At 43.8% G+C, this 26,250-nt stretch carries 31 protein-coding genes and 1 riboswitch; of the genes, 13 read left to right on the top strand and 18 right to left on the bottom strand.

Going from position 1 to position 26,250, the window contains the following annotated elements; translation table 11 throughout:
- Positions 1-37: 37 nt before the first annotated feature.
- From ACMXYN_RS11520 to ACMXYN_RS11495, 6 genes are all read right to left on the bottom strand, one after another.
- Positions 38-337 carry a hypothetical protein gene (locus tag ACMXYN_RS11520; protein ID WP_415891945.1) on the bottom strand — a complete coding sequence of 100 codons (300 nt, stop codon included), beginning with the start codon at positions 335-337 and terminating at the stop codon, positions 38-40.
- An 11-nt stretch (positions 338-348) separates the two neighbouring features.
- Positions 349-1,548 (bottom strand): sodium/glutamate symporter, encoded by a 1,200-nt coding sequence (gene gltS, locus ACMXYN_RS11515; RefSeq protein ID WP_415891944.1) that lies wholly within the window; start codon positions 1,546-1,548, stop codon positions 349-351.
- Positions 1,549-1,589: 41 nt separating this feature from the next.
- The gene (locus ACMXYN_RS11510; RefSeq protein WP_415891943.1) at positions 1,590-1,931 is read right to left on the bottom strand and encodes a hypothetical protein; all 342 of its coding nucleotides are present in this window, start codon (positions 1,929-1,931) and stop codon (positions 1,590-1,592) included.
- Between the two features lie 74 nt (positions 1,932-2,005).
- Positions 2,006-3,037: a hypothetical protein gene (locus tag ACMXYN_RS11505; RefSeq protein WP_415891942.1), complete on the bottom strand. Its 1,032-nt coding sequence runs from the start codon at positions 3,035-3,037 to the stop codon at positions 2,006-2,008.
- Positions 3,038-3,263: 226 nt separating this feature from the next.
- The gene (locus ACMXYN_RS11500; RefSeq protein ID WP_415891941.1) at positions 3,264-4,478 is read right to left on the bottom strand and encodes a GGDEF domain-containing protein; all 1,215 of its coding nucleotides are present in this window, start codon (positions 4,476-4,478) and stop codon (positions 3,264-3,266) included.
- Positions 4,479-4,719: 241 nt separating this feature from the next.
- Positions 4,720-5,133, bottom strand: a complete 414-nt coding sequence (locus ACMXYN_RS11495; RefSeq protein WP_415891940.1) for a DUF2892 domain-containing protein — start codon at positions 5,131-5,133, stop codon at positions 4,720-4,722.
- Positions 5,134-5,345: 212 nt separating this feature from the next.
- Here ACMXYN_RS11495 and ACMXYN_RS11490 point away from each other — a divergent pair, with 212 nt between their 5' ends.
- The gene (locus ACMXYN_RS11490) at positions 5,346-6,278 is read left to right on the top strand and encodes a universal stress protein (protein WP_415884021.1); all 933 of its coding nucleotides are present in this window, start codon (positions 5,346-5,348) and stop codon (positions 6,276-6,278) included.
- The gene (locus tag ACMXYN_RS11485; RefSeq protein ID WP_415891939.1) at positions 6,275-6,538 is read left to right on the top strand and encodes a hypothetical protein; all 264 of its coding nucleotides are present in this window, start codon (positions 6,275-6,277) and stop codon (positions 6,536-6,538) included. Before ACMXYN_RS11490 ends, ACMXYN_RS11485 begins: the two co-directional genes overlap by 4 nt.
- Positions 6,539-6,547: 9 nt before the next feature.
- Here ACMXYN_RS11485 and ACMXYN_RS11480 read toward each other — a convergent pair whose 3' ends face one another.
- Entirely contained in the window at positions 6,548-7,048 is a 501-nt protein-coding gene (locus ACMXYN_RS11480; protein WP_415891938.1) for a MarR family winged helix-turn-helix transcriptional regulator, read from the bottom strand.
- Positions 7,049-7,160: 112 nt separating this feature from the next.
- Here ACMXYN_RS11480 and ACMXYN_RS11475 point away from each other — a divergent pair, with 112 nt between their 5' ends.
- Both ACMXYN_RS11475 and ACMXYN_RS11470 read left to right on the top strand, forming a co-directional pair.
- Positions 7,161-8,069, top strand: coding sequence for an EamA family transporter (locus ACMXYN_RS11475; RefSeq protein WP_415891937.1), 909 nt, complete (start codon positions 7,161-7,163; stop codon positions 8,067-8,069).
- A 9-nt stretch (positions 8,070-8,078) separates the two neighbouring features.
- Complete coding sequence (locus ACMXYN_RS11470; protein ID WP_415891936.1) at positions 8,079-8,696, top strand: nitroreductase family protein; 618 nt, start codon at positions 8,079-8,081, stop codon at positions 8,694-8,696.
- Positions 8,697-8,743: 47 nt separating this feature from the next.
- Here ACMXYN_RS11470 and ACMXYN_RS11465 read toward each other — a convergent pair whose 3' ends face one another.
- The gene (locus ACMXYN_RS11465; RefSeq protein ID WP_415891935.1) at positions 8,744-9,361 is read right to left on the bottom strand and encodes a LysE family translocator; all 618 of its coding nucleotides are present in this window, start codon (positions 9,359-9,361) and stop codon (positions 8,744-8,746) included.
- Between the two features lie 312 nt (positions 9,362-9,673).
- On the opposite strand from ACMXYN_RS11465, the gene ACMXYN_RS11460 reads away from it, so the two are divergent.
- Both ACMXYN_RS11460 and ACMXYN_RS11455 read left to right on the top strand, forming a co-directional pair.
- On the top strand, positions 9,674-10,597 hold the full coding sequence (locus tag ACMXYN_RS11460; RefSeq protein WP_415891934.1) for a LysR family transcriptional regulator: 924 nt from the start codon (positions 9,674-9,676) through the stop codon (positions 10,595-10,597).
- Positions 10,598-10,709: 112 nt separating this feature from the next.
- A complete protein-coding gene (locus ACMXYN_RS11455; protein ID WP_415884027.1) occupies positions 10,710-11,315 on the top strand; it encodes a LysE family translocator in 606 nt (201 codons plus the stop codon).
- Between the two features lie 36 nt (positions 11,316-11,351).
- Here ACMXYN_RS11455 and ACMXYN_RS11450 read toward each other — a convergent pair whose 3' ends face one another.
- The 5 genes from ACMXYN_RS11450 to arsB form a co-directional block, all read right to left on the bottom strand.
- Entirely contained in the window at positions 11,352-11,684 is a 333-nt protein-coding gene (locus ACMXYN_RS11450) for a hypothetical protein (protein WP_415891933.1), read from the bottom strand.
- Positions 11,685-11,760: 76 nt separating this feature from the next.
- Positions 11,761-12,201, bottom strand: coding sequence for a hypothetical protein (locus ACMXYN_RS11445; RefSeq protein WP_415891932.1), 441 nt, complete (start codon positions 12,199-12,201; stop codon positions 11,761-11,763).
- Positions 12,202-12,299: 98 nt separating this feature from the next.
- The gene (locus ACMXYN_RS11440) at positions 12,300-12,746 is read right to left on the bottom strand and encodes a hypothetical protein (protein ID WP_415891931.1); all 447 of its coding nucleotides are present in this window, start codon (positions 12,744-12,746) and stop codon (positions 12,300-12,302) included.
- Between the two features lie 110 nt (positions 12,747-12,856).
- Positions 12,857-13,303 carry an NTF2 fold immunity protein gene (locus tag ACMXYN_RS11435; protein ID WP_415894486.1) on the bottom strand — a complete coding sequence of 149 codons (447 nt, stop codon included), beginning with the start codon at positions 13,301-13,303 and terminating at the stop codon, positions 12,857-12,859.
- Positions 13,304-13,660: 357 nt separating this feature from the next.
- On the bottom strand, positions 13,661-14,680 hold the full coding sequence (gene arsB, locus ACMXYN_RS11430; protein ID WP_415891930.1) for an ACR3 family arsenite efflux transporter: 1,020 nt from the start codon (positions 14,678-14,680) through the stop codon (positions 13,661-13,663).
- A 262-nt stretch (positions 14,681-14,942) separates the two neighbouring features.
- Between arsB and ACMXYN_RS11425 the strand changes: the two genes are divergently transcribed.
- On the top strand, positions 14,943-15,224 hold the full coding sequence (locus tag ACMXYN_RS11425) for a hypothetical protein (protein WP_415891929.1): 282 nt from the start codon (positions 14,943-14,945) through the stop codon (positions 15,222-15,224).
- A gap of 67 nt (positions 15,225-15,291) precedes the next feature.
- Here ACMXYN_RS11425 and ACMXYN_RS11420 read toward each other — a convergent pair whose 3' ends face one another.
- Positions 15,292-15,414 carry a hypothetical protein gene (locus ACMXYN_RS11420; RefSeq protein ID WP_415891928.1) on the bottom strand — a complete coding sequence of 41 codons (123 nt, stop codon included), beginning with the start codon at positions 15,412-15,414 and terminating at the stop codon, positions 15,292-15,294.
- 369 nt (positions 15,415-15,783) lie between these two features.
- Positions 15,784-15,871, top strand: a riboswitch (cyclic di-GMP riboswitch).
- A 28-nt stretch (positions 15,872-15,899) separates the two neighbouring features.
- Between ACMXYN_RS11420 and ACMXYN_RS11415 the strand changes: the two genes are divergently transcribed.
- Positions 15,900-16,838 carry a hypothetical protein gene (locus ACMXYN_RS11415; RefSeq protein WP_415891927.1) on the top strand — a complete coding sequence of 313 codons (939 nt, stop codon included), beginning with the start codon at positions 15,900-15,902 and terminating at the stop codon, positions 16,836-16,838.
- Positions 16,839-16,937: 99 nt separating this feature from the next.
- On the opposite strand, the gene ACMXYN_RS11410 is transcribed toward ACMXYN_RS11415, so the two are convergent.
- Complete coding sequence (locus tag ACMXYN_RS11410) at positions 16,938-18,215, bottom strand: DEAD/DEAH box helicase (protein ID WP_415891926.1); 1,278 nt, start codon at positions 18,213-18,215, stop codon at positions 16,938-16,940.
- 124 nt (positions 18,216-18,339) lie between these two features.
- Between ACMXYN_RS11410 and ACMXYN_RS11405 the strand changes: the two genes are divergently transcribed.
- A complete protein-coding gene (locus ACMXYN_RS11405) occupies positions 18,340-18,777 on the top strand; it encodes a BLUF domain-containing protein (protein ID WP_415891925.1) in 438 nt (145 codons plus the stop codon).
- 49 nt (positions 18,778-18,826) lie between these two features.
- Here the strand turns inward: ACMXYN_RS11405 and xthA are convergent, their stop codons facing one another.
- On the bottom strand, positions 18,827-19,642 hold the full coding sequence (xthA, locus tag ACMXYN_RS11400; RefSeq protein WP_415891924.1) for an exodeoxyribonuclease III: 816 nt from the start codon (positions 19,640-19,642) through the stop codon (positions 18,827-18,829).
- A gap of 176 nt (positions 19,643-19,818) precedes the next feature.
- Between xthA and gorA the strand changes: the two genes are divergently transcribed.
- The 3 genes from gorA (at position 19,819) to ACMXYN_RS11385 (ending at position 22,990) form a co-directional block, all read left to right on the top strand.
- On the top strand, positions 19,819-21,177 hold the full coding sequence (gene gorA / locus ACMXYN_RS11395) for a glutathione-disulfide reductase (protein ID WP_415891923.1): 1,359 nt from the start codon (positions 19,819-19,821) through the stop codon (positions 21,175-21,177).
- A gap of 423 nt (positions 21,178-21,600) precedes the next feature.
- Positions 21,601-22,473 carry a hypothetical protein gene (locus ACMXYN_RS11390; protein WP_415891922.1) on the top strand — a complete coding sequence of 291 codons (873 nt, stop codon included), beginning with the start codon at positions 21,601-21,603 and terminating at the stop codon, positions 22,471-22,473.
- 46 nt (positions 22,474-22,519) lie between these two features.
- The gene (locus ACMXYN_RS11385; protein ID WP_415891921.1) at positions 22,520-22,990 is read left to right on the top strand and encodes a GNAT family N-acetyltransferase; all 471 of its coding nucleotides are present in this window, start codon (positions 22,520-22,522) and stop codon (positions 22,988-22,990) included.
- Between the two features lie 69 nt (positions 22,991-23,059).
- Here ACMXYN_RS11385 and chrA read toward each other — a convergent pair whose 3' ends face one another.
- Both chrA and ACMXYN_RS11375 read right to left on the bottom strand, forming a co-directional pair.
- The gene (gene chrA, locus ACMXYN_RS11380; protein ID WP_415891920.1) at positions 23,060-24,226 is read right to left on the bottom strand and encodes a chromate efflux transporter; all 1,167 of its coding nucleotides are present in this window, start codon (positions 24,224-24,226) and stop codon (positions 23,060-23,062) included.
- Between the two features lie 58 nt (positions 24,227-24,284).
- Entirely contained in the window at positions 24,285-25,556 is a 1,272-nt protein-coding gene (locus ACMXYN_RS11375) for a glycosyltransferase (protein WP_415891919.1), read from the bottom strand.
- A 104-nt stretch (positions 25,557-25,660) separates the two neighbouring features.
- Here ACMXYN_RS11375 and ACMXYN_RS11370 point away from each other — a divergent pair, with 104 nt between their 5' ends.
- Positions 25,661-26,194: a DinB family protein gene (locus ACMXYN_RS11370; RefSeq protein WP_415891918.1), complete on the top strand. Its 534-nt coding sequence runs from the start codon at positions 25,661-25,663 to the stop codon at positions 26,192-26,194.
- The last annotated feature ends 56 nt before the right edge of the window (positions 26,195-26,250 follow it).

Here is a 26,250-nt window from a genome sequence, read left to right as displayed (position 1 = left end):
AATCTCCGATATTTTTTCCTGACTACGACTTCAAGGGTTAAAACGTATCTTCGTGGCCTTCTAACTCGGGCTCATCGTAAATATAAAGTTTGTAGTGTTCGCCTAGTTTATAAATGACTTTTTGTATCAAAAGGCCGTTAATATTATCGGACTTAATTTGAAAGCGCATACTGGTAAAGGTATCTAGAGCGACCTTTTCTTCACCTTCATAAATCCAAATCCAAGCATCACCTTGCACACCTGACTCTACATTCGAGAATGTCTGCTGCACGAGTTGAAGCAACTCTGGATAGAGATCGTAGTAACTTTCATCTGTCTTTATCTCAGCAAAAATCATTAATCTACCGCCTAGAAATTGAGTGCTATTTGAATAACAAAAGCGTTAGCAATATCAACAAAGAAAGCAGCAACTAATGGAAGAATAATAAATGCCAATGGTGCAGGTCCATGAGCTTTTGTTACCGCAGTCATATTTGCGATTGCTGTTGGCGTTGCGCCTAGTGCAAAGCCGCCAAAGCCAGAGCTCAATACCGCTGCTTGATAGCTACGACCCATAAGGGGGAATAAGATAAAGAGGATAAAAAGTATGGCGGCGATCGTTTGTAAAAACAGAATCAACATCAACGGTCCAGCTACACTGGTAATTGTCCAGAGCTGCATGCTCATTAATGACATGGCTAAAAATAAACTCAGCGAGAATTCTGAGATAACGGCCAAAGCTTTGGTACGAATTGGCCAGTTGAGTTTAGGCAAGAAGATTGGCTGAAGATTAGACAGAACAATACCGGAGATTAAACAAGTAACGAATAGAGGCAACTTGAGTCCTAAATCGTTTACAAACTGATTGGTAAACCAACCAATAATGATGGTGATATGAAGCATTAAGAATACAGCCATCAAGTTGGTATGGTTGATCGTGCCTGTCTCAGCTTCTTTGAAAGAGACACCGACACTTGGCTCTTCATGGCCAGAGAATTTAAGTTTGTTTCTTTCTATCAAAAACTGAGCGATAGGGCCGCCAATTAGGCTTGCCAAGATTAAACCTATTGTGGCGCTGGCAATACCAATCTCGAGGGCGTTATCAACGCCCATTTTGGCTATTTCTGGTGACCAAGCTATGGCAGTACCATGACCGCCAATTAAGGATGCTGAACCACCTAAAACACCCACTTGGGTCGGTGCGCCTGCCAGTAAAGCGCCTGATATACCTACAACATTCTGAACCACTATATAGCTAAGCGTGAGCCCTAACATAATCAAAAGCGGCTTGCCGCCTGTGATTAGATCGGACAGTTTTGCATTCAAGCCAATACCGGTGAAGAAATAGATAAGGAGAATGTCGCGGACATCGAGCTTGTAGGTAATCGCTGTATCGGTTGTCAGGTAAATAACCAGCGCAACTAATGCAGCAAATAATCCACCAGTTACGGGCTCGGGAATATTGTATTTACGTAAGAAGGCGACTCGATGAGTTATTTTTACCCCGACAAAGTAGACGATAATGCTCAATGTAAAGGTGATAAAACTATCTACAACGAGTTCGTTCATACGTAATGATATTCCCTACAAGCAGCCTATCTGGATGAAGACTACATAACCAATGCTGGAAAAATGGCATTATAAAAATTCATTGCAGCTGCGCTCAATATTAAAGCAACACACGCAAGTTTTAGTGCATTCCAAGGGCCTGTGCCTAGTAGTGCTCCAAGCGTGATGCCTAAGGTAGCGAGAGCTGAAACGAACCCCGTAAAGCCGCCACCAACAGCGTCAAAAACGAAAATAGCAAGTGTAGGTCCGAGTATGGCTGCAATCAAACAGAGAAAAAAGTTGGTACGAGAAGCATCAAACCAAGACGCTGCGATTTTTAGAGGTAAGACTAGAACAATGCTGATAACAGCTATGAAATGTAAAGAAATTACTGGTACTTCCATGTATGTATCCTTAACTGGCTCTTTTAAGCTCGGTTTATTCTATGTTGATTAATTTTTAGATGGTCCTGTTTTTATCACAAAGGCAGGTAAACCTCTGTTTTTATAGGGTTGTTCATCGTTGTGACTCTTTTAACTTTGAGATCTAAAGCTTGAAGGAGCATTTGAAAAGCACCTATCGCATCTTTTAGCTCACTGGTGTTTTCTTCAAACCCTTCAAGAGCTTGCTCTTGAGTTTCGGTAAGATCTCCGGCTAATTCGTAAATAGCATCTATGAGATGATCAACCGTCATCTGTTCATTAATGAAAACCAGTTTATCTCTTAGGTTTTCCCACTGTTCAGCACTAATTTTGGGGCTCTGAGCTAGTCTTCTACGAGCTTTATTTATATTGACCTCTATTGCATACGAAGTCCCCATCTCAGCTAATTGTTCAATCAAATCTTCAGTAGGTTGTATGCCGATGGAAGAGAATACTTGCTGAGTTTTATCACTATTTAGTTGTTCAGGTCTCCAAGCCCATTCTGCGATATCTTCGTAACATTCTAAAAAGTAAGCCTTAGGGTCGATGATCTTTTGCACTTTTGAGCCTGAAGGTAATTCGCTTTTGATGGCACGCAAGAGCTCTATAACAGAAGTAGATTCTTTGAAAATGATTTTATGATTGTCGGGCCGACTGTCATAAACTGCGTTTTGATTGGAAGTAAGGCACAGGCTTCCTTCTGGGATTTTGCACGAAACTTCATAAATAAAAGCAACATTTTCCTTATCTTGTTCGGACGTGGCTTCATAGATAGCGATGACGCCTTGGTGTTTGAAATTCCATAAGGAGACGTTGATGGTTGCACAGCCTTGGTAAACACGGAAATAGCCTACGTGAGACGAACCTATCTTTTTTAATTCTGATTCTACGAAGTTGAGGCGCTCTTTTTCGTTCCAGATATCTTTGTTGGAAGGCTCAAGCTCCATATGCATGGAGGGTAAGACAGAAATGGCTACATTGATATCCGAAGAGATGTGCTTTTTGGCTGCTCGATAAATTTTCCAAGCAAAAAAAGCGATGATGAATATGATGATTAAGAAAATAATCCCTAAAATTTGTAAAAACATTTAGCGCTATCCCTGTGCAAATTTAATCAAAATCGACAATGTAAATCTTACTAAGATTGCTTTGTCATCGGGTAACTATATCAGTATGCAAAGAGAGGGTGTAGTTCTTAAAAATTACTACGAAGCATCATGTAATTTTGCCGAATAGGTTCTTCCTGGATGCGATGATGAATAGACTGGGATATGCATTTAAAGTTTAGTCTTAACTAGAGTACTTTCCCTCGGCCTAAGCGTAATCCTTCCGATGCCCGCGCTTTTGAGTCTTAGGCTTCGGCTTGTAATGAACCGCGGTAGAGCAGTTTCGGCCATTGCGTTTAGACTCGTACAGAGCTTCGTCTGACTTCTTCATTACCGCCATTGGATCAGGGATTTCAGGTGTTTTTTCACAGAAACCAATGCTGATGGTGACACTGACTATTTCAGTCTCCGGTGCATTTTTGCGCATCTTTTGGCCCTGTTCGTTATCGTCTGGGCGGTCTTGATTACGGATATGCATGGGATAGTTGGCGATAGTTTCACGCAGTTGTTCTATGTACGGCAGGGCTTCTGCTTCGCTTTTACCTGGGAATACTAGAGTGAATTCCTCACCACCATAGCGGTAGGCTTTACCGCCACCGCTGACTTGGTTGAGCTTGGCTGCAACCATTTTCAAAACTTGGTCGCCGACATCATGGCCGTAGGTATCGTTAAACTTTTTAAAGTGGTCGATATCACACATAGCCAGTGTGTACTTTTTGCCTAGGGTTGAGAACTTATCAAGCAATGCACGACGGGCAGGAATACAAGTGAGTTCATCAATAAATGCCATTTGATAAGAGTTTTGAACAACCGAAATAGCCAGTGCAATCATGCTTGCTGAAATAAATAGCGCAGAGATCATCGGCTGGTGGAACCAACTCAGCATGATTAGGGCAGACAATAAACTCGCCAGCAAAGCGGCATCTGTATAGGTCTTCCTAAAGACAAACGAGAGCATAATAGGCACCAGACCAAGGCCAAATGCCAGTGCAGCTGCTTGGCTTAGGTAATACTCGTGCAACAGCATTTCTAACATCATCATTGGCAGATTCGCTAGGTAAAGCCCTAAGGAACCATTGGACCAAATTAGATATAAAACCCCGTAACTAATCAGGATGACAGACAGCCGGATGATGCCGACAGGGGTAAATAAACCTCGCTCTTTATACAGCGCAATGCAGCCAAGATGAAAAGGGAGCAGTATCGATATGCAGCTGAAAAGGACAAAGGCATCTGGCTGATTCAAACTGGTTTGGAGACCATTCTGAATCAACCAATAGGCTCCACAAAGGTTTACTGCGGCAAATAAGATGCGACTGCGGTTAAAACCGTAGCCTAATAGCGCAACGATGATCGCCAGAGGATAAGGAGTCAGAGTGAGAATCTGTTGGTATTCCTCACTCAATTGAGCAGTAATAGGCAATAATAGGCCTGCCGCACACAGCAGAATAAAAGAGGGCAGTATTAAACCGGCAGATCGCAATAGCATGTATATCTATAAAATTCTGAAGCTAAATAAGATTCGTTATTGTATCTGCATCACAAATAAAAATATTGTTTTTAGACAACAAAATGAAGGAAGTTAAACAAGCCGGATATATTCCGGCTTGTTTTTGTGGCTTAGCACAAGGGGGGGAAGCTAGGTCGATAGAAACCGGATGAAATTAGCTCGCTTGCGTGCTTTTAAAACCTAATAGTTTGGCAACCATCATAGCAGGGCACCAGCCTGTCAGTGCCGATTGGGTCAAACTCACACCTACGATAGCCGTTACGATTAATAACGCTTGCGGTGCTTGTAAGAACAATACAGGCCCCACTGTGAACATCACCACGCATCCAGCGATAATGTGAAGGCCTTGATTGATGGTCATACCTTCGCAACTACAACTCTCAGCTTTTAATCCCAACTTCTGAAAAATAAATACAGCAGGGCACCAGCCGGTAAAAGCAGATTGGAATAGGTTAAGGCCAACAAAGCCGGTGAGGTAGTACCAGTTGGTATTCACGTAAGTGCCTAAAACTAAGCTAGCTAATATGACACTGCCAGCCATCAGACGAAGCGCGGCGTTAAGAGACATGATGATTCCTTTAAGTAGAGAGTCGTTGGAAATATTATATATAAGTCATGTCTAATATAAAGATCGGGCTTAGTCCAAGTTTTTATAATTAAATGTAGTGAAAGCATGCTTTGTTATAAGGGGGAAGATAAACGAACTGGAAAACCTTCAATTTAGGATCCAGACTGCAAGTATAGAGAGAGGAATATCAACCACTTGCTGGTGAGGAAGAGATGGATAGGTTACTGGTTAATATCGATTTTAAACACGATAACTCCAGCCTTATAGAGAAAGCAGTAAATCTAGCGGAACAACATTCTGCTTTTCTCGAGCTGTTTAGTTGCTGTTATAACCGCTCGATCAAACATAGCCACATGTTTGATGCTAAACAAGAATTAAAAGCCGAACATGCCTACGTTAAACAAACCGAAGCCAAGCTTGAAGAGCTCTGCTTAAATATCGAAGCTTTAGGTATAAAAACGGGTTTTGATGCTAGCTGGAATCGTCATACTGGTGAAGGAATTGTTCGTAAGGCTCTACGTTTTCAGCCGGATTTAGTGCTTCATTCAATTCAGCCGCATACTCGATTGGGCCATTATCTATTTGCCCCTGTCGATTGGCAGCTTGCACGTAAATGTCCTGTCCCCGTTCTGTTTGTGAAACAAAGGCCTTGGGGTGACCATACCCGCGTTGTAACCTGCATAGATCCTCTACATAAAGATGATGTAAAAGGCGCTTTAGATAGGGAGCTGATCGAGCGAACCCGTGAAATCATGGATGACGGCCACAACGAACTAAGAGTTTTACACTGTTATAACACCTTACCCCAAGAAGTGATTTTTGATGAGCATGTAGTCACAGACTACGAAGCGCTGCAGGAGCGTGTAGAGCGAAGTCACCTTAGCTCCTGTGATGAACTGCTCGAAGAATATGGTTTAAGTATCGAATCGGATATGGTCGACATCATCAAAGGCGAAGCAGATCTGACCATCAGCAACTATGCCAAACATAATAAAATTGATGTGGTTGTGATGGGCGGCGTAGCACGTACGATTCTGGATCGATTATTAGTCGGCAGCACAACGGAACATGTAGTCGATCATGTTGATTGTGATGTGATGATCGTTAAGCATCCCGATTTTGTTTGCCCTGTACCAGAATCATGAGGGTATTTATCGGTGTTATTCTGCCTTCAGCATTTCAGGCTTTGGTGATTTTTATCATCGCTTCAATGAATCAAGGCAATGGTTCTTGGGCCGGTTTAGCTGCGTTTTTGATAGGTATGTTCGCTATCCCTATTACCTTGTTAATTAACGGGCTCTACGTGTGGAAGAACCCGCAACATAATTTACTTCAGGTGATGGGTAAGTGCTTTACTTTGGCGGTGATAGCGCCATTATTATGTATATTAACCCTGTTTTTATAGATTTTTAGCTTATTGCTCTAACACTTCTAGTAAGCGTTTTAAGCTTTTATCCATCTGAATTTTCTCCTCTTCAGAGAAGGCGCTCATTAACCGACCAAGGTTATCAACATGGGCACTTACTGCTTCGTTAATCAGTTCTAAACCCTCATCGGTTAATTTAACCAACATACTGCGGGCATCTTCGGGATTATTGCAGCGGCTAATTAAACCTCTTTTTTCCAAGCCTTTGAGGCGATGGGTCATCGTGCCAGAGGTCACCATCAGGGTAGAAAATAATGCGGTCGGCGCTAAGCAATAGGGTGTACCTGATCGACAAAGCGTCGCGAGAACATCGAACTCCCAGTAGTTAAGTCCATATTCTGAAAAGGTTTTTTCGAGCCTTTGCTGCACTAATGCCGAGCTTCGCTTGATACGCCCCGTTACGGACATCAGCTCAGAATTTAGTTCTGGTCTTTCTGATTTCCACTGCGAAATTATCTTATCTACGGCATCCGCTGATTTATCTGTCATCTGTTACACCTGAAATTTATCTTGATATCAAGATAGTTTGCTGTCATTGTTTAATTATATCTTGAATTCAAGATAAATTCTTCATCGATATAAAATAACCAAGGTGACGAGGATGATCGGTAAATTACCTAACAGCGTGAGCATTGTTGTAACGGCACTAGCACCCATAATTTGGGGCTCGACTTATATAGTTACGACTGAGCTTTTACCTGCTGATCGTCCCTATACCGCTGCATTTATTCGTGTGCTTCCTGCGGGATTCTTGCTGTTATTGATGAGTTTTTATCTGCCTAAGCGCAAAGAGTGGGGGAGGTTAATCATTCTCTCCGCGCTAAATATTGGACTGTTCCAAGGGTTATTGTTTGTAGCGGCATATCGCTTACCCGGCGGGATCGCGGCTGTTGTCGGAGCTATTCAGCCATTATTGCTGATGTTGTTGATCTGGTTAGTGGATAGCAAAGCACCGCGAATTGTAACGGTCATTGCAGCTACTTTTGGTGTTATCGGCATGGCCGCACTGCTTCTGTCGCCGAATGCTGAGTGGGATCTATGGGGAATTATCGCGGCATTTCTTGGCGCGTGCTCCATGGGTGCTGGAACTTACTTAGCGAAACGCTGGCATAGCTCGCTTCCTGTATTAGCTTTTACCGGTTGGCAGCTATTGCTGGGTGGATTGATGTTGCTACCCGCTGCCTATTTTCTAGATCCTGTACTGCCTGTATTGGGTAGCACAGAAATACTTAGTTACGCCTACCTTTCCATATTCGGAGCGTTAATCGCTTATCTACTGTGGTTTAAAGGTATCGCGACACTGCCGCCAGTCGCAGTGTCATCTTTAGGACTGCTGAGCCCTGTTACTGCAGTGGTACTGGGCTGGTGGTTTTTAGATCAAAGCTTACAGGGCTTTGCATTACTTGGCCTGATCACAGTGTTGGTCAGCATTTTAGTCGTGCAAATCTCTTCATCACCTAAACCTATTTCACGTTCTAAACAGCCTGTTGTTGCTGAAGCAAAAGAGTAAGGAGTTGTTATGAAAGATATGATTACCCAACTGATTGAAACCCGTGCCTCAGTAGCACGTTACGATGCAGACAAGCAGCTATCAGATGCCCAGCTTAAAGAGCTGTTGCGATTAGCGACGCTATCGCCTTCGGTTTATAACATGCAGAACTGGAAGTTTATTGTTGTTAGCAGTGAAGAAGCGAAGCAGAAGCTGCATCCAATCGCGTTTAATCAGCCACAAATTTTAGATGCATCTGCCACAGTGATTATCTGCGGCACGCTGAAGGGCTATCAGCAGTTGCCAAAACAGCTAAGTCCAGTTGTAGAAGCCAATATCATGTCGCAAGCAGTGGCGGATGGTTGGATCGAAATGGCGACTAATTCACACGAAGGTAATTACACCCTACAGCGAGATGAGGCACTGCGTTCGGGTTCATTGGCGGGTATGACCATGATGCTAGCGGCACATGGCATGGGCATCGCATCAGGTGCGATGACTGGGTTCGATCCAGGTCAGTTACACGCTGAGTTTGAGCTTGAAGAGACTGATATTCCAGTAATGCTGGTAACACTTGGCTACCCTGCAAAGCAGAGCTGGCCGCAGAAACCACGCCAGCCTGTTGAGGATGTGATCGCGTTTGTTTAACGATCAACAGGCTAGCGTGTAGCGGAGATGCGAAGCGAGATGAGGAATTAAGCTAAGTAGGTTTGGCGCAATTCATTCAGCACAGGCAATACCGAAACCACCAATAAAAGTGCCATCGAGATATTAAATACTCGTTGGTACTTTGCCTCTTTTAGGAAACGTTTCAGCCCCGATCCACAGACTAGCCATACGCCCACACAAGGGAAACTCACCACAAAGAAAGACAGGCTAATCACCATAACTTGTAGCAGCATCGTTGTATCTTGCGAGGTATAAGCCGCAATCGCACCGGTCGCCATCACCCACGCTTTCGGATTCACCCATTGGAAAAGTGCCGCCTGCATAAACGTAAGCGGGGTAGATTTTTTATCACCTTCCATCGACGTAGGGGCAGAAGACGCCACTAACCAAGCAAGGTAAAGCAGATAAGTCACGCCGAGTACTTTGATGATCTCGTGAACAATCGGAAACTTCTCAAATACCGCGCTAAAACCCAAGCCTACAGCCACAACCATCAACGGGAACCCCAAGCAGATACCTAGTAGGTGAGGCATGCTGCGCTTAACCCCAAAGTTAAGTCCAGAGGTCATAATCATTATGTTGTTCGGCCCTGGGGTTACCGTGGATGAGATCGCAAAAACTAAAATCGCTAAATAGATTTCCATGAAAAGAGTTCCGTAACTTATAAATTCTGTAACAGATAACTAAATACAAAAGTGGAAATGTTCGTAAGCTATATAGTGTCGTATAAGCAAAGTTCTAGGTGCAGAGGCAGAAAAGAGATAATTAACCGTGACAGATCCAACACAGTTACACTGTGATGGCATTAAAAGCGGTACAGATAGGCTCTAGTGTTTGATGGAAAGCCCTTAGCGTTTACTGGATAGCCCCTAGCGTTTAATGGACAGACTCTAGTGTTCGATGGATAGGATCAGATAGATTATGATTAACCTTTTGAGAGCCATGGCTGAATCTTTGTGAATCGACTTAATCTGAACTTGCTGCGTGCATTAGTCATCATGTTGGAAGAGCGCAATGTAACCCGTGCTGCTGACCGGTTACACCTCACGCAATCAGCCATGAGTCGACAGTTAAGTCAGCTACGCGATCACTTTGCCGATCCGCTGCTTATTCGCGAAGGCAACGACTACCTGTTAAGTGCCAAAGCCAAAGAGTTATTGCCTAAAGTGCAGGCTATTCTGGCTGAGGTGGATGAACTAGGCGAGGGCGATAGCTTTAATCCCGCCGAGTGTGTGCGTCGCTTTAGTTTCGCCTGCACCGATCATGTGGCGCAGTTTATCTTTCCCGATATTTTGCAAAAGCTCCGCCAAGAAGCACCGGGGATCGATATCAGCTACGAGATGTGGCGACCGGAGCTATTAACACGTTTAGGCCAGCTTCCCCTCGATCTCGCTTCAACCACTACCAACAGTCTGCCAGAGAATGTACTGAGCATTCATATCGGCCAAGACAGCCCTGTGTGTTTAATGGCAAAAGACCATCCGCTAGCGGGTGAAAGCCTTACTATAGAAAAGATGCTGGAATACTCATTCCTGCGTTTAAACAGCGGTGGCGATAAAGATTCCTTCTTTGATCGTGCGCTTGAAGCCCAGGGCTTACAGCGTCGCATTCAGTTTGAAGTACCGTTCTTCTCTGCGGCGTTTCAAGTGTTATCTAGCGAACCTATGCTGATGATCCTGCCGCAGCATATTGCTAGCAATGCGTTAGCACACTTTCCTTTGAGTTATGCCGAACTACCGTTAGATGAAGTGCCTCAGAACAACTACCACCTATGCTGGCATGCTCTTCACGATCAAGATCCAGCCCACCGTTGGTTACGCAATTTGATTGCGGATCTGCTCCGTGAAGAGATGCATATCGACACTCATGCAACTGAATAGCACTTATCAAACTAGGTATGATTTTAAATCATAGTCGGTATTTGATATTTGCATTTTTTTAATTCCTTTCAGCTAACTACAATGCCTCCATCTACTGATCGAGGTGACTCCCATGACTCTGGCCATCTGGCTTTCATTCGTTGTTGTATGTCTATTAGGCACTATGTCTCCAGGCCCAAGCTTGGCGGTAGTATTGCGCCAGACATTAGGAAATGGCCGTAAACATGGTGTGATCACCGCAGTGAGTCACTCAACCGGTGTAGCCGTTTGGGCGATCTTAACCCTATGGGGCTTGGGTGTTGTGGTATCGGAACACCCGATGCTCTATCAAGTGATCACTTATGTCGGTGCTTTGTACCTAGCATGGCTTGGTTTAAAAGCGATCCGCTCTAAAGGTAATGCCAACTTCGGTAAAGACAAAACCGTAGGTCCGTACTCAGAAGCCGTCCGAGATGGGGTGATGATCTCTGTCTTAAACCCTAAACTGGCGCTGTTCTTCATCGCACTGTTCTCGCAGTTTGTATCGGCGGATCAATCGGTGACCGAAAAGCTGATCTATATGGGCACTGTAGTGTGTATCGATATGCTGTGGTTATGCAGCGTAGCGGTAGTGCTATCGAAAGAGAAGGTGATCAAAGCCCTACAGAAAAAGGCCAAAGAGATCGATCAAGTGAGTGGTTTGGTGATGATTGGTCTAGCACTACGGATCGCTTTATAAGCGATCCGTTTTTCGCCTTTCATTCTGGTATTCGGCTTACCAGTTCTTAAACTGCAGGCCATCGATCTCTTCCCACACAATCTCATCATTCAGACTGCGCACAATCTCAATCGACTCGTTCAAGTCAGCATGCTTAGTAAACGAACCTTTACGCTCATGCATTGGTACATCCACCAAAATTGAACCATCATCCTCAACCATAAACTGCAGCATAAGGTTGTTCTCATCAATCAAACCGATAAAGTTATCCGGCTCCTTCAGCATACTCTGCATATGCTCGATCACCTTCTCTAAGATTTCAGAAACAGCCTCATCCGAACGCACATGCTTATCAGTAGAGTAGTCGGTATAGAAAAATTTAAATGACATGGGGTTGAGCCTTAATGCTGACACGAAAAGTTATATTATAACTTAAGAGAGGGAGATCTGACCCCAGTTATTGATCCTAATTTTGTGGATGTGTGGTGATGACCACATGTACATTAATAGGATTTACTAGGTTATTCGCGTTTTTGATTGCGAATGCCACTTCGCCTTTTGGAAATACAATTGTTGAGTCAAAACTAGTTACATTGGTCCGGGAGAACTGCGCATAGTGATTGAATCGTTTTCCTTTCATAAAGTTTTTAAGTTGGCTCTTTGGCATAGCGTATACAGAAAAACCTTTAGCAGTGTTCCTCAACCCAGCCACCTGTATGTTAATTGGTACTTTACGCTTCGCTTTGTATGTCGCTATGTAGGATTTACCTGCAGGTATGGCCAATTGCTCGTTGAGTTCAGTTTTTGGTGGAATATCAGCATATGCATAAAGAATATCTTCAGAGCTATCTGCATTAACTGCCGTGGTGAAAAAAAGAAAAATAAGAAAGATATTTTGTATTTTCATAGATGTAATTCCTTTTAAATCTGAGCTTAGGCCCACATCAGGCGCATACGGATATTATTTAAGTGCAAGATACAAGACCTGACCCTCAGGTTCCTTTGTTAGGGCTGATGTACACGGATTTCTCTTTTGAATTGCTCTAAATTCTCTGCATCTGGCGATGCCTCATGGCCTATATAACCCAAAGTGCTGCCTAAAAAGGATTGCATTTTTAACAATAGTTCTGACGCATATTCTGGATAAGCATCGTCGGTAGATAATCCGAAAATTACATAACCATCAGACAAAAAGAATACCATTGCATGTTCTGGCTTCTTTTCACCCAACGCTCGCCAATATAATCGATAGTCTAAATCTGGTTCATCTATACATTTATTCAGAGCATCATCCGCAGAGGAAAAGACAATTTCTGCACTATCCGAATATTGCGGGAATTCATACTCATCGGCCGATTCATCTCTGTATGGAAGAAACTCATTCAGAAATTCTTCTACAGATTTTCTATCTCGCTTATCTGAAATTACATAAATGTCTGAGTATGATGGCATTTGGAGCCCTAACGCCCCAATAAGCTGCCCAGTGAGCGCCGCTACACTGTGGCGGCCTCGTGCTGACCCAGTGGCGCTTACTGGGTCAGATTCATTGGATTGTTATATTTTTACAGGTACTCGTCTACCCACTTATTATTGCCATTGTTGCGAGATAATGACTTTATACGCCAGTTGGTACCTTGGCGAACTACATGGAACTTTAACTGTTTGTTCTTAGTGTTGGTAAGCTTGGTGTAGACCTCAGTCTCTTTGCTGTTGATATGCACAACGTTTAGGACTGAGGCCTCTGAGTCTACGATGCCACCAAGGAAGTAGTAACCAGAATGACTTCTGTGATACTGCCTATTTAGAGGTGCACAAAAGTGCTTTCGAAGTTGAATGTGAGAATCTTTAGCGGGCCCTTTGGAGAGTTCAGAAACCCGACCTTTGTGCTCTTTCTCCCAAGATTGGCAATCCTTAGACCACTTCTTGTAAGCAGTAATACAAGCGATAACAACCGACTCTGGGGTGTCTAGTGATTCAGTTGGCTTGATGTAATTAGATGCTTCGAACATGCTCAAAAAATATAACAGCTAAATATACGACAAGTGGTTTGCGGAAAGGCGACACTTTGTCGTATATCACCAAATTAAAATTAATCAGGAATGGTCTTTAACCCATTGAAGCTAAATACTTAATTATGGATTTATGAAAATCGAGTGTTTGTAGAAAGACGACAAATTGTCGTGTTTCTACATCAAAATTGAAAAATGACTGTTTATAAAAATCATTCTCATTAATCCATTAAGGTGGGCTAACCTATCTCCTTAGTTAACCCAATACTGACAGAGATAGGTATGTTTGAAAAGTGTAGAAAATAATGGCCTATGCTTATGCAGTTCTTAGCTGGTTTCGACTGTTTTTGGCCGCTGTTAAGAAGGAAACCAATGCCTCGTCCGATTAGCAAACGCCACCAACGACAACATCACCGGCACTTCCACCAATACACCCACCACCGTCGCTAATGCTGCACCGGAATGCAGGCCAAATAGTGAGATCGCCACGGCCACTGCCAATTCAAAGAAGTTAGAGGTACTGATCATACAGGCAGGGGCAGCGATGTTGTGCGGGAGCTTCATCCACTTAGCGGCAAAGTAGGCCAGTGTAAAAATGCCGTAAGTTTGGATAAGTAGCGGGATAGCAATCAGCAGAATCGATTGCGGTTGATTAACGATCTTTTCTGCTTGGAAACCAAATAACAGAACCACAGTAGCTAGTAGGCCGAGAATCGACCAAGGCTTTAGCGTGGCTAAGAATGATTCTAGACGCTGACCGTTATCTGCTTTTTCCAGTTTATGGCGTGTCCAGATGCCGGCGATTAGCGGCAATAATACATACAGCACAACCGATAGCAGCAATGTATCCCACGGCACACTAATATCACTCACACCTAAAAGGAAAGCGGTGATTGGTGCAAAGGCAAACACCATAATCACGTCGTTTACCGATACCTGAACCAAGGTGTAGTTAGGATCGCCTTTGGTAAGCTGACTCCAGACAAACACCATAGCGGTACATGGAGCGACGCCCAGTAGAATCATACCTGCGATATATTCACTGGCGCTTTCTGGATCAACCAGATCTGCAAATAGAACGCGGAAAAACAGCCAACCTAAGAGCGCCATAGAGAAGGGTTTAATCAGCCAGTTAACTACCAGCGTCAGAGCGATTCCTTTTGGTCGTTTACCAACATCGCGTAGTGCAGTGAAGTCGATCTGTACCATCATCGGGTAGATCATCACCCAGATAAATACTGCGACCACCAAATTTACATGAGCAAATTCTAGCGCTGCGATCTGTTCAAAGAAGGTTGGGATTAAATTCCCCAGTACAACACCCGCCAGAATGCAGACACCTACCCAAAGGGTGAGGAAACGTTCGAATATACCCATAAAGCTAAAACCTAATCTTGTTGGTAAGAAAGAGAGTTTAGATTATATACGGAAAATCATATATATGTAATTTCATATATATTGTGCATTAGATTTTATATGGTTTTGATAGCGCTGAACTAAGCCGATTCAACCCAGATTTTTACCGCAGTATATTTCTATTCTTAAGCCTTTTGGGCGAGTACCTAAGTTTCATGGCGCACATCACTATATTAGACCTACACTTTGTATGTGTACTGTTTGGGAGATAAGGATGTTTGCGATGACGAGAATCGAAGAAGGTTATCTAGATGATGGCGAGCTAGAAAAGCTATTCCCTAGGGCTTTCCTATCTAGGAATAGCTGCTTCACAAATCTATGGCAGATTTTGCATAAGTGCAAAATGAAGTCAGCGCTTTATCCCGATACACAAAACGAGCAACTTGATAGAGTGATTAAAACCCATACGAGTTTTAATTCTTGGAAAGAGATGTATGAGACGGCGCTTGAGCAGTATGCCGACGATCTATGTTCAAAAGTGGATGAGGATATCCAAACTCACTGATTTTTATCTTAGAGTTATTGAGTAGAAGAGCTGAACCTAGCCGATTCAGCCCTGATCTTTAATGACCTTAGCTTCTACCTTTCCACGGATTTACACCGCCTTTCTTTTCGGCCGCAGCAGCTTCGCGTAGTTTGTCTTTCTTACTCTTACGCTTGCCTTTAACCGGTGCTTTACCTTTTTTAGCTAACACTTCTTTGGGTACTTCTGTGGAGCGTTCAAAGCCTTCGACTTGCTCGCGTTTAATCTTTTGCTGAGTGCGCTTTTCGATCAGTTTAAAGTGCGCATCGCCTTCGTGAATGACAAAGGATATGGCTTCGCCAATTTTGCCAACTCAATGGCAAAAATTGATGGTGTGGTTGGTAGAGTTTAATTGTTAGTTTCTTACGAGTGTTTTACTTGGTTATGGTGACCCTTGGCACTGTGTTAATAAAACGGTTATTTAAGATCGTTTTATTATTTGAATGAATATTCTAATTCTCTAAGTCATAACATTGTGTTGATCAATAAATGTACTAAATTGCAGTGTAATCAAGAACCATATTTGTAATTTTTGAAAGGTTCTTACTGTCGCCAAACTTGCCGTGAGGCAAGGACGGAAAGTCACAGGTCTATTTGGTAAGCAGTCAATAGACGGCTGGTCTGCACAAAATAATTATTTACATGGGATGTTGTGATATGAATAGTTCAACTTTGTGTAAAAAAATAATACCTCTTCTTGCTGTTTCGATTCCTATCACTGTGCAGGCAGCAGTACTTGATTACGAAGCTGTTCCTGCAGGTGATGTTTATAATAATGTATCCGAGCAAGGATTCGTGACAGCTGTAAAACGGTGTGATTCTTTTGGTACTGTAGAAGCATGTGTGAAAGCGGGGCATCAAACTTACAGTCTACAATATAAAGCAAGTCTAGGTGATGACAAAGCCCCGAGCTTTTTGACTCTTAACTGGTCGGCAACCGTGAAGGCTACGGCAATTATTTCACCTGAAGATCTTGGTGCAGTTTTCACTCTAACCGGTCTATCTCTTGCCACTGTATATAGAAGGGAAGTATCCAATGTAAGAATCATTGGGTACGATGAGAACTTAGATAAAGTGGTTGAAACAACGGTCAATCTAACTAGTGCTTCATTCAATTCTTTTCTTCTAAGTGGTTTTGATAACCTTAAAGCTATAAGTATTACAGGTGATAGGCGATTCTCGTTTGATAAAGTCGAGGTAACAGCTACTTCTGCTGACAAGCTTGCTTGCGTGGGGTTTGACTCCCCTATGGATAAAAGTGTTTCTGTTAAAAAGAACAGAGCGCTACCATATAAAGCGGTATTAATTGACGCTGATGGTTTTGAGGTCACTGATGCTGATGTTACTACCCCTCCAGTTATTTCGGTGAAATACTCTTCTTCAGCTTCACCCGAAAGTGCAGTTGATGTGGAAACTCTCTCACCAGGTAACTCGTTCGAGGGTAATCAGTTTGCATACGTTGACGGTAATTGGCAATTTAATTTGTCAACTCGAAGTTACTCAGCTTCTGGTAACTATTTTGTAGAGATGGTTTCAGGGGATAGCAGTGAATACCTTATAGAGCCGCAGTGCGCAGGATCTTTCAATGTGAAATAATTCTATAAATCATTTCTTAAGCCCCCATAAGGGGGCTTTTATTTTCTAATCTGATTTTAACTGAACAAGCTCTTACGTATACCGCTGTAACTTTTTATCTTAGCTTCTACCCTTCCAAGGATTTACACCGCCTTTCTTTTCGGCCGCAGCAGCTTCGCGTAGTTTGTCTTTCTTACTCTTACGCTTGCCTTTAACCGGTGCTTTACCTTTTTTAGCTAACACTTCTTTGGGTACTTCTGTGGAGCGTTCAAAGCCTTCGACTTGCTCGCGTTTAATCTTTTGCTGAGTGCGCTTTTCGATCAGTTTAAAGTGCGCATCGCCTTCGTGATCGACAAAGGAGATCGCTGCGCCGATCTCGCCTGCACGGGCAGTACGACCAATACGGTGAACGTAATCGGCAGCGGCACGAGGCAGGTCGTAATTAAGTACGCAAGGTAGGTTTGGAATATCGATACCACGGGCTGCAAGGTCTGTGGCAATCAGGATTTTACATTCACCCGATTTAAACTCTTGTAGCGCTTGGTTACGCTCTTTTTGTGTTAGATCACCATGTAGGGTTTTCGCTTGAATACCGGAGCGGTAAAGCTTCATCTCGACATTGTTAGCGGTACGTTTACTGGCAACAAAGATCAGAATCTGCGCCCAGTTTTGCTGTTTAAGCAGGTGCTTTAACAGCATTGTGCGGTTGTTGTGGTCGACTTCAATGGCACGCTGTACAAGCTGTTCTGGGATAGTGCTCTCTTGCTCGATCTTAATTTTGACTGGGTTATCCAGAAAATCGTCAGTAAGTTCCTGCACACCTTTTGGGAAGGTTGCGGAGAACAGCAAGTTTTGACGTTGTTCTGGCAGTTCATCAAGGATGTCATCCAGTTCATCGGCAAAGCCTAGATCCAACATGCGATCGGCTTCATCGAGTACTAGCGTACTGACGTTACGTAGATCAACGGCATTACGCTCGAATAGATCGATTAGTCGCCCAGGTGTTGCAACCACAATATCTGCACCACCACGCATCGCCTGCATCTGTGCATTGATGGATACGCCACCGTAAATCGCCAGAGATTTAAGCTTCCTTGGGAAGTTACGGCCGTACTGACGGATCGCTTCTTCCACCTGTACTGCCAGTTCACGCGTAGGTACTAATACCAATGCGGTAACTAAGTTATTTCGCGGCGGTAGGGCTGTCGCTAAGCTTTGTAAAATCGGTAGTGTAAATGCAGCGGTTTTACCAGAGCCTGTTTCTGCAGCAGCTAAAACATCTTTTCCCTCTAGGGTGACCGGGATCGATTGTTGCTGAATAGGCGTAGGTTGTTCATAGCCTAAATCAGACAGTGCAGATAGCAGGAAATCAGATAGACCGAGCGCAGAAAACGACATATTGAAGTGATAACTCAAGGTGGAAGATAAAGTGATGAGCTATTCTAACAGAAGTCGCTAACAGAAGATTGCTCTTGAGCTAGCCTGATTTTATCAGGAATTAACTGCGTCGCTGAGGTTATGGATGCTGCATCAGTTTGTTTATATCAGTCATCAGGCCAATGAGTTTTCCTTAGAGGGCTTAAGGGAGCTAATGAATCAGGCTCGAACCAAAAATAAACGCTTGGAGTTAACAGGTTTGTTGCTATTTGATCCTCCGCTATTTTTTCAGGTGTTAGAAGGGCCGGAAGCGTCCATCAAGCAGATCGCGGCAGATATCAGAGCAGATACGCGCCATAGAGATATGGATATCATCTACACCAATGACAATTTAGCAGAGCGGGAGTTTTCCCGTTGGCAGATGGGCTTTAGGTTTTTAGGAACGGGAGATAAAAGTTCTTACCAACATCTGGATGAACGGGTGAAGCGTTTATTAAGAATGTCGCATTCGAATGGTCAACTTGCTCATGATGCCTTGGTAGAATTTTGTGAGATGGATGCTAAGTATTTTGATCTACCTTAAACAGGGCCACTTACTTTTGCTCTGTAAGCCAGCCCTGTAAAAATCTGATTTAAACGCTTAGCTCTGCCCAGATTGGCGCATGGTCAGATGGTTTCTCCATACCGCGGATTTCGTAATCCACGCCTGAGTCAGTGCATTTCTCTAGCAGTGGTGCTGTTAGCAAAATACCGTCTATACGCAGGCCGCGCTTTGGCTCAGCATCGAAACCACGTGAGCGGTAATCAAACCAACTGAATACCTGAGCTTCATCTGGGTTCTGATGACGGAAGCAATCAGTTAAGCCCCAACCGGTTAGCTTGCCATACCATTCACGCTCTTCTGGTTGGAAGCTGGCTTTACCCGTTTTTAACCAACGCTTACGGTTTGGTTCACCAATACCGATATCTTTATCTTCTGGTGAGATGTTTAGATCGCCCATCACCACAATGTTCTGATCAGGTGTGTAGTTTGTTTCTAAGTGGCTTTGTAGATCAGCATAGTACTTACGCTTGGCTGGGAATTTAACTTCATGCTCAATGTTCTCACCTTGAGGGAAGTAGCCATTCAATACTGTTACTACGTTGCCTTCGTCAGTCTCGTAGTCACCCATGATCATGCGGCGCTGAGCGTCTTCTTCGTCAGTTAAAAAGCCTTTTTGTACATTGCTCAATGGCTTTTTGGAGATCAGACAAACACCGTAGTGACCTTTTTGACCGTGGATCTCTACGTGGTAACCCATCGCTTCAACATCTGCCATTGGGAAGGCTTCGTCATGAACCTTGGTTTCCTGCAGGCCAATAACGTCTGGCTGATACTTATCGATAACCGCTTGTAGCTGGTGAAGGCGGGAACGTAGTCCGTTAACGTTAAAGCAAATCAGTTTCATAAGGCCGCAATCCTGAACAAAAATAAAAAATGGATTTTAGTGAACATTTAGCCGGATGGATACTCATAATGAATTAGTAAATTCTATCGGGGTGTTTAACTTTCTTTATTGGCCTTCATATTCAGGTTTCAGTACAGTGAGCACATTGAAGATTGACACAAGAAAAGGAGCCGATTGTGGCGGAATACGATTTTGATCTATTTGTAATTGGTGCGGGTTCAGGCGGTGTACGTGCGGCACGTATGGCAGCAGGCATGGGTGTTAAAGTTGCCATTGCAGAAGATCGCCACCTTGGCGGCACTTGTGTAAACGTAGGTTGTGTACCTAAGAAGTTATTTGTATACGCATCTCACTACGCAGAAAGCTTTGAAGAGGCGGCAGGTTTTGGTCTAACTCACAAAGGTATGGAATTTGATTGGCCCACTCTACGTGACAACAAAACCAAAGAGATTGAGCGTCTAAACGGTATCTACCAAAACCTATTGGTGAACTCGGGCTGTGAGCTTATTAACGGTCGCGCAACTTTGGTGGATGCACACACGGTTGCTGTAGGTGATAAACAATACACTGCCGAGCGTATTCTGGTTGCTGTTGGTGGTTGGCCGAACATTCCGGATATTCCGGGTAAAGAGCACATCATCAGCTCTAATGAAGTGTTCTACTTGGAAGAGTTTCCTATGCGCGCTTTGATCGTAGGCGGTGGTTATATCGCGGTTGAGTTTGCTGGCATCTTTGCAGGCCTAGGTGCGAAAACAACTTTGGCTTATCGTGGTGATCTTTTCCTACGTGGTTTCGATAATGAAATCCGTGAGTTCACCGCCAAAGAAGTGGCGAAGAAAGGTGTGGATCTACAGTTTAACAACAACATTGAATCGATTGAGAAACAAGCGGATGGTTCACTACTTGCGACTATGACTGATGGTTCTGTAATCGCAGCAGATCAGATCATGTACGCGACAGGCCGTAACCCTAAGGTTCAGGGCTTGGGACTTGAAGAGCTAGGTATCGAACAAGGTAAAAACGGCGCTATCGTAGTTAATGATGAGTTCCAGACCAATGTTCCATCTGTTTACGCTGTAGGTGATGTAATTGACCGTGTTCAGCTAACACCAGTTGCGCTTGCAGAAGGTATGGCATTGGTGCGTAACCTATATGCAGGTGCAAACCAGAAAGTAGATTACGATCTAATCCCAACTGCTGTGTTCTGTCAGCCTAATATCGGCACTGTCGGCTTAAGCGAAGAGCAAGCGCGGGAGCAGTACGACAATATCGAAGTGTACAAATCTGAATTCCGTGCGATGAAACACACCATCAGCGGCAGTGAAGAGCGTACCTTTATGAAGATGCTGGTGGATGCAGATAGCCGCAAGGTATTGGGCGTCCACATGGTTGGCCCAGATGCGGGTGAGATCATCCAAGGTATCGGTATCGCTCTTAAAGCAGGTGCAACGAAAGAGGTCTTCGATAGCACGATTGGTATCCACCCAACGGCTGCTGAAGAGTTTGTTACTATGCGTGAGCCAAGCTCAAACTAATTTTTCTTCTCTATGGAAAACCAAAAGCCGATGTAAAGGAATCTGCGAACAAGTCCTATACGACTTTGCTATGCCCCTTGGGTACAGGCTTACAGAGCAATTGAAGCACGAGGCAATGATTTCAGGCATGCTGGTTGCCTGTCGAAAATCATTAACAAAGTGATTCGGTTGCACTGTAAGCTCCGCAGGGTGGCTCTAAAACGACCATCTACATTGTCAGTCAGTTTGAAAAGGTCTAGACATTTCACTGCACTGACTTTCGCGTAGCTGGTCGTTTTATAACCCACTGAGAAAGTATGAGACTTATTCGCAGGTTCCTTAAATACATCGGCTTTTTTGTTGCTCGACTTTCTTCTCTTTGTCCCGTCAGAATCGATTAATCAAAGCTCGTCTATACTTGTTTTATAGTCTGAGGGGCTTGTTATGAAACCTGTTTTTTTCTTTCTGTTTTATATAGTTATCGCCGCCCAACCAAGCTTCGCAAAAGATACTGTTCGCTTTGCTACATCTACAAAATATGCTGATGCTAAACAGCAATATTTCCTTGATCTACTGGATCTAGCCCTAGAAAACACTCGCGATACCTACGGTGACTATGAAGTCTTGCCGGTGATTTTAGAGGTACCGCAAAGTCGTACCTCAACGTTGATTGAATCGGATAGGGATATCGACGTGGCTTGGAGGATGACATCAGTTGAATTGGAGCATCGCCTAAAGGCAGTACCTGTTCCTCTGTTAAGGGGGTTGATGGGGTACCGCATTGGTATTATTCGTAAGGGCGATCAGAGTCAGTTTTCACCCGATATTTCAAAAGAACAGCTACAACGTGTTGTTATAGGGCAGGGGCATGATTGGCCGGATACGGTAATTTTGCGTGAAAATGGCATGAACGTTATTGCAGGTTTGACTCATACTCTGCACTCGATGCTGGTAAACAAACGTTTTGACCTGTTTTTAAGAGCCTTGCATGAGCCTTGGGTAGAGATCAGTGATAAACCGAATTTGGAAGTTGAACGATATATTCTGGTTCAATATCACGCTCCGATGTTCTTCTTTGTGAATAGAGAAAATGAAAGGCTCCATAGCAGACTTACTGAAGGTTTAAATAAAGCGATCGATAATGGAAGTTTCCAAGCGCTTTTTGATCAACACCCGATTACCGCCGATATTATTTCCAAAGCAAATCTAGAGCATCGGAAAGTTTTTAAACTCACGAACCCTTTGCTTTCGGATGAAACCAGAGCGTTGATAGGTGATAAACGCTTATGGCATTCGTTACAGGTAGAACTGCCTTAAAGTGGGCGTTTTTTTATTGCGCGATTAACAAGTTATTGAAGGTCATATGCATTCTTTAGAATACGTAAAATTCACTGATATTGAGCCGCTAGAGTTTTTACCTGTGTTAAATAAGCGATCGACACGGGAGCATCTGGTAGATCATGACCTATTTAGTCTTGCGATGGTGACTGATTGGATTCAGGAAAAAATAGAGGTTGATGCTGTTGAGGGTTGCAGGGTTAGAGCGATTAAAGTTAAGAACACGCTAGCTGGTTGGTGCGGTATACAGTTAGAAGAAGGGAAGTACGAGATCGCTATTGTCATCGATGACAGTTATTGGGGTATAGGAAAACAAATATTTCGTGAAATCATGCGCTGGGCTAAAGAGCTGGGCCACAAAACGATCTTTATTCACTTCCTCCATACACGACCTGAATATAACTTCTTAAAGAAATTGTCGAAAAATGTATACGAGAGCGAGCTGATGGGAAGCAAGTTTATGACGTACGAACTGGAGGTGGAGAAACAAATTTGATTTAGGCTGAACTCTTATCTTCAAAAGCCAGCCTTATATCGAATAATCTTTTGTTTACAAAGAGTCTAATTAAAAGAAAGCCCATCCAGCCACCGCAAACCCTGCTACAAGCGCTAGGATCGGCGGCTTAAATTTTTGTAGGGTAAAGAAGCCGATAATCACCAATGCCATATCTAATCCAGAGGTAACGCTGGTGATAAAGACCGGTTGATACAAAGCCGAAAGCAGTAAACCCACAACCGCTGCGTTAATTCCCCAAACGGCCCCCGCAATTTTAGGTTTTGCCGCTAATGATTCCCACGCACCTTGAAGACTCAAAACCAATAAAAAGCCCGGTAGGAAAACACCAAGAGTTGCAACAATGGCACCCATAAGTGCTGCATTGCTTTGCATATCTGCACCAAGGAAAGTTGCAAGGGTGAACATCGGACCTGGAATTGCCTGAGCAGCAGCATAACCGACGACAAAACGGTCTGGATCTACCGCTTCGCCAAGTGTCTGTTGCAGGAGTGGAAGGACAACATGACCACCACCAAACACTAAACTGCCTGCTTGATAAAACGCGTTAAAGAGTGATGCCCAGTCAGAAACAAGGGCGAATAGTGGCATCAGAATAAACAGTAGGCCGAAGATGATTAACGGTAGTTTTGCCGGTTGTTCTGTCTTTTCAATTGCTGTTTCTGGATCTTTATCTGTTGAAGTCAGTTCAGCTTTTTTAAGATAGATGCCTACAGCGGCTGCAATAAGCAGTACGGTCATCTGCGTCCACAAAGAGGGGGCGATTAGAAGGGCCGCAGCAGTGAAGATAGCAATGCTGAGTGATTGGTTATCTTTGCAGAAATTGCGTTGCATGCTCAGCGTGGCATCAGCAACGACGACAACGGCTAAGAGCTTGAGGCCATGAACGGCACCCGTAAGAAAGCCACCGCTGTTTTGTGTATCGGTTGTGGCAAGCAAATAGAGAATTAGGAACGAGGGCACAGTGAAGCCAAGGAAAGCAGCAATACCACCGTAAAGACCTGCTTGTCTTAGGCCAAGTGCAAAACCCACTTGGCTTGATCCTGGACCCGGTAGAAATTGGCTAAGGGCAACTAACCTTGCGTAGGAATCCTGATCGATCCATTTCTTCTCTTGTACAAAGGTTTTTTGAAAGTAGCCAATATGTGCAGCAGGCCCACCAAAGCTGGTGCAGCCTAATAATAGGAATCGCCAAAAGACTTCCCAAACCTTGTCCATGTTCTGTCCTGTTCTCATCTAAAAAATCTTAGCAGAGTAAATTAGAACTGTGACAACCTTATGACTTTTCTTGATTTTCTAGCGTGCTTTCCAGCTTATTTTTAGCCGTGATCCATTGGGACATATATTGGGTGCTTTTAATACTGTGGTGATTAAGCATGGCCCCAGTGAAATTTTGTAGGCGATGTTGCTCTAGGCTTTCTAGCAACGCTTTGATACGTGAAATCAGAGCAGGCCCTGTTTGGCAACCATCGTACCTATCTTTTAGCAGTGCTTTATTATTTTGCTGAGCACGTTGCCATGCTTGCTGATCTAGATATAGCTCTACAGCAGCTTCGATAAAGGCGTCATCGCTATCAGCAATCGCTCCCGGCCAAAGGCTCGGATCTGACAACATCCCCTCGCTGCCTATAGATGTAGTTATGCTTGGCGTACCGCAAACCATCGCATCCAGCAACTTACCTTTTATACCTGCGCCAAAACGTAGTGGGGCAAGGCAAACGCGGGCTGACTTAAATGTATCGTAGGCATCCTCTGCCCAGCCTTTGATAAGAAAGCCTGTTTTAGGATTGTTTAGCGCTGTGGCTTTCGGTGGTGGATAAGATCCCCAGATATGTAGCTCGGCATTGGTTTCGCCGCGTTCTTTTAGGTGCTGGCGTATTTGCGGCCATAACCTTTGCATCTCCAGTACAGAATCCCAATTAGGCGCATGGCGGAAGTTTCCAATCATCATAAAGTGAGTGCGCTCTTCAAAGCTCTGAACCTGATGTGGCAGCTTATCTAGATTGAGCATAAAAGGTAGATGATGGAACTGTTGTTCTGGAACCGAGAACTGATTTTTTAAAAGCTCTGTTTCGTAATCGGAGATGATTAGCGATAGGTCGGAGCGATAGATCGCCGCGATCTCTCGTTTAGCTAGATCAGAGTATAGATCCGTCAGAGTTATATCCCGGTTTTGCTTAACGGCTTGATGTCGGGCATTACGCAGGCATTGCAGGTCTTCAGTATCCAAAATGCGTAGGGCGTTTGGGCAGTTCTTCTCGACTCGCCAGCCAAATTGTTCTTCCATCATAAAGCGGTCGAACATCACAATATTGGGATTAAGGTCGCTGACGAACTGATCAAAGCAGTCACTGTTAAGTTGAATGTTACAGTGAGCGATGCCTTCATCATCTAGGTTGATCATATGCTCTGTGGTTTGTGCTGGGCTGGCAAATGTGACTTCCCATCCTTGCTGCTTGTACAGACGTAATAGTGACAGCATATGGCTACCAGCTGCAGATGAGTTGGGTTCGGGCCAGACGTAGCCGATCACTAAAACGCTAAGCATAGAATTAACCTAGAAAGAAAAACCAGCATTCTACCTTTTATTTGTAAGGTTTCTATAAGTTGTCATCTTTTGCTGTTTAAATGGATGAATTCTAAGGAGGAACTATGACACTGAAAGACCAGTTTGAGCTGATGGCTCGTTATAACCAATGGATGAATGAAAGTATCTACGAAGCCGCAAGCGAGCTCGAAGAGGGAGAAGTTAGTACAGATCAGGGAGCTTTTTTTGGGTCTATTTTAGCTACGCTCAACCATATATTGGTGGGCGATATTATCTGGTTAAAACGTTTTGCCGATCATCCATCAGCTTACAAAAGTTTAGAAGAAGTAAGAGCGATGGAGCGCCCAGCCAAACTAAGCACGGTAGTTTACTCCGATTTTGAAGAACTGCGTGATGCGCGTTACTTGCTTGATCGTGCCATTGTCGAATTATGCGATGAGATCGAAGTTTATGATCTGAACCACTCCTTGGTTTACTGCAATATGCAGGGTAATAAGTTTGAAAAGCGTTTTGGCTATCTGATGCAGCATTTCTTTAATCATCAAACCCATCACCGCGGGCAGGTGAGCACGATGTTGAGCCAAAAAGGTATCGATCTGGCAGTGACTGATCTATTAGCGGTTATCCCAGAAGCCTAACGTTACAGGTTAAAATCGCTTATGCTGTAAATCAGGTTGAGGGCACTGATTAATCA

Origin of the sequence: Neptuniibacter sp. PT8_73, from assembly GCF_047778045.1 — a bacterium.
GTDB lineage: Bacteria > Pseudomonadota > Gammaproteobacteria > Pseudomonadales > Balneatricaceae > Neptuniibacter.
This window is presented reverse-complemented; position numbering and strand designations above follow the sequence as displayed.

Excerpts from the sequence above, each read along its gene's own strand:
- ACMXYN_RS11520 (WP_415891945.1), bottom strand. The coding sequence starts at position 337 with ATGATTTTTGCTGAGATAAAGACAGATGAAAGTTACTACGATCTCTAT.
- gltS (WP_415891944.1), bottom strand. The coding sequence starts at position 1,548 with ATGAACGAACTCGTTGTAGATAGTTTTATCACCTTTACATTGAGCATT.
- ACMXYN_RS11510 (WP_415891943.1), bottom strand. The coding sequence starts at position 1,931 with ATGGAAGTACCAGTAATTTCTTTACATTTCATAGCTGTTATCAGCATT.
- ACMXYN_RS11505 (WP_415891942.1), bottom strand. The coding sequence starts at position 3,037 with ATGTTTTTACAAATTTTAGGGATTATTTTCTTAATCATCATATTCATC.
- ACMXYN_RS11495 (WP_415891940.1), bottom strand. The coding sequence starts at position 5,133 with ATGTCTCTTAACGCCGCGCTTCGTCTGATGGCTGGCAGTGTCATATTA.
- ACMXYN_RS11490 (WP_415884021.1), top strand. The coding sequence starts at position 5,346 with ATGGATAGGTTACTGGTTAATATCGATTTTAAACACGATAACTCCAGC.
- ACMXYN_RS11485 (WP_415891939.1), top strand. The coding sequence starts at position 6,275 with ATGAGGGTATTTATCGGTGTTATTCTGCCTTCAGCATTTCAGGCTTTG.
- ACMXYN_RS11480 (WP_415891938.1), bottom strand. The coding sequence starts at position 7,048 with ATGACAGATAAATCAGCGGATGCCGTAGATAAGATAATTTCGCAGTGG.
- ACMXYN_RS11475 (WP_415891937.1), top strand. The coding sequence starts at position 7,161 with ATGATCGGTAAATTACCTAACAGCGTGAGCATTGTTGTAACGGCACTA.
- ACMXYN_RS11470 (WP_415891936.1), top strand. The coding sequence starts at position 8,079 with ATGAAAGATATGATTACCCAACTGATTGAAACCCGTGCCTCAGTAGCA.
- ACMXYN_RS11465 (WP_415891935.1), bottom strand. The coding sequence starts at position 9,361 with ATGGAAATCTATTTAGCGATTTTAGTTTTTGCGATCTCATCCACGGTA.
- ACMXYN_RS11455 (WP_415884027.1), top strand. The coding sequence starts at position 10,710 with ATGACTCTGGCCATCTGGCTTTCATTCGTTGTTGTATGTCTATTAGGC.
- ACMXYN_RS11450 (WP_415891933.1), bottom strand. The coding sequence starts at position 11,684 with ATGTCATTTAAATTTTTCTATACCGACTACTCTACTGATAAGCATGTG.
- ACMXYN_RS11445 (WP_415891932.1), bottom strand. The coding sequence starts at position 12,201 with ATGAAAATACAAAATATCTTTCTTATTTTTCTTTTTTTCACCACGGCA.
- ACMXYN_RS11440 (WP_415891931.1), bottom strand. The coding sequence starts at position 12,746 with ATGCCATCATACTCAGACATTTATGTAATTTCAGATAAGCGAGATAGA.
- ACMXYN_RS11435 (WP_415894486.1), bottom strand. The coding sequence starts at position 13,303 with ATGTTCGAAGCATCTAATTACATCAAGCCAACTGAATCACTAGACACC.
- arsB (WP_415891930.1), bottom strand. The coding sequence starts at position 14,680 with ATGGGTATATTCGAACGTTTCCTCACCCTTTGGGTAGGTGTCTGCATT.
- ACMXYN_RS11425 (WP_415891929.1), top strand. The coding sequence starts at position 14,943 with ATGACGAGAATCGAAGAAGGTTATCTAGATGATGGCGAGCTAGAAAAG.
- ACMXYN_RS11415 (WP_415891927.1), top strand. The coding sequence starts at position 15,900 with ATGAATAGTTCAACTTTGTGTAAAAAAATAATACCTCTTCTTGCTGTT.
- ACMXYN_RS11410 (WP_415891926.1), bottom strand. The coding sequence starts at position 18,215 with ATGTCGTTTTCTGCGCTCGGTCTATCTGATTTCCTGCTATCTGCACTG.
- ACMXYN_RS11405 (WP_415891925.1), top strand. The coding sequence starts at position 18,340 with ATGCTGCATCAGTTTGTTTATATCAGTCATCAGGCCAATGAGTTTTCC.
- xthA (WP_415891924.1), bottom strand. The coding sequence starts at position 19,642 with ATGAAACTGATTTGCTTTAACGTTAACGGACTACGTTCCCGCCTTCAC.
- ACMXYN_RS11390 (WP_415891922.1), top strand. The coding sequence starts at position 21,601 with ATGAAACCTGTTTTTTTCTTTCTGTTTTATATAGTTATCGCCGCCCAA.
- ACMXYN_RS11385 (WP_415891921.1), top strand. The coding sequence starts at position 22,520 with ATGCATTCTTTAGAATACGTAAAATTCACTGATATTGAGCCGCTAGAG.
- chrA (WP_415891920.1), bottom strand. The coding sequence starts at position 24,226 with ATGGACAAGGTTTGGGAAGTCTTTTGGCGATTCCTATTATTAGGCTGC.
- ACMXYN_RS11375 (WP_415891919.1), bottom strand. The coding sequence starts at position 25,556 with ATGCTTAGCGTTTTAGTGATCGGCTACGTCTGGCCCGAACCCAACTCA.
- ACMXYN_RS11370 (WP_415891918.1), top strand. The coding sequence starts at position 25,661 with ATGACACTGAAAGACCAGTTTGAGCTGATGGCTCGTTATAACCAATGG.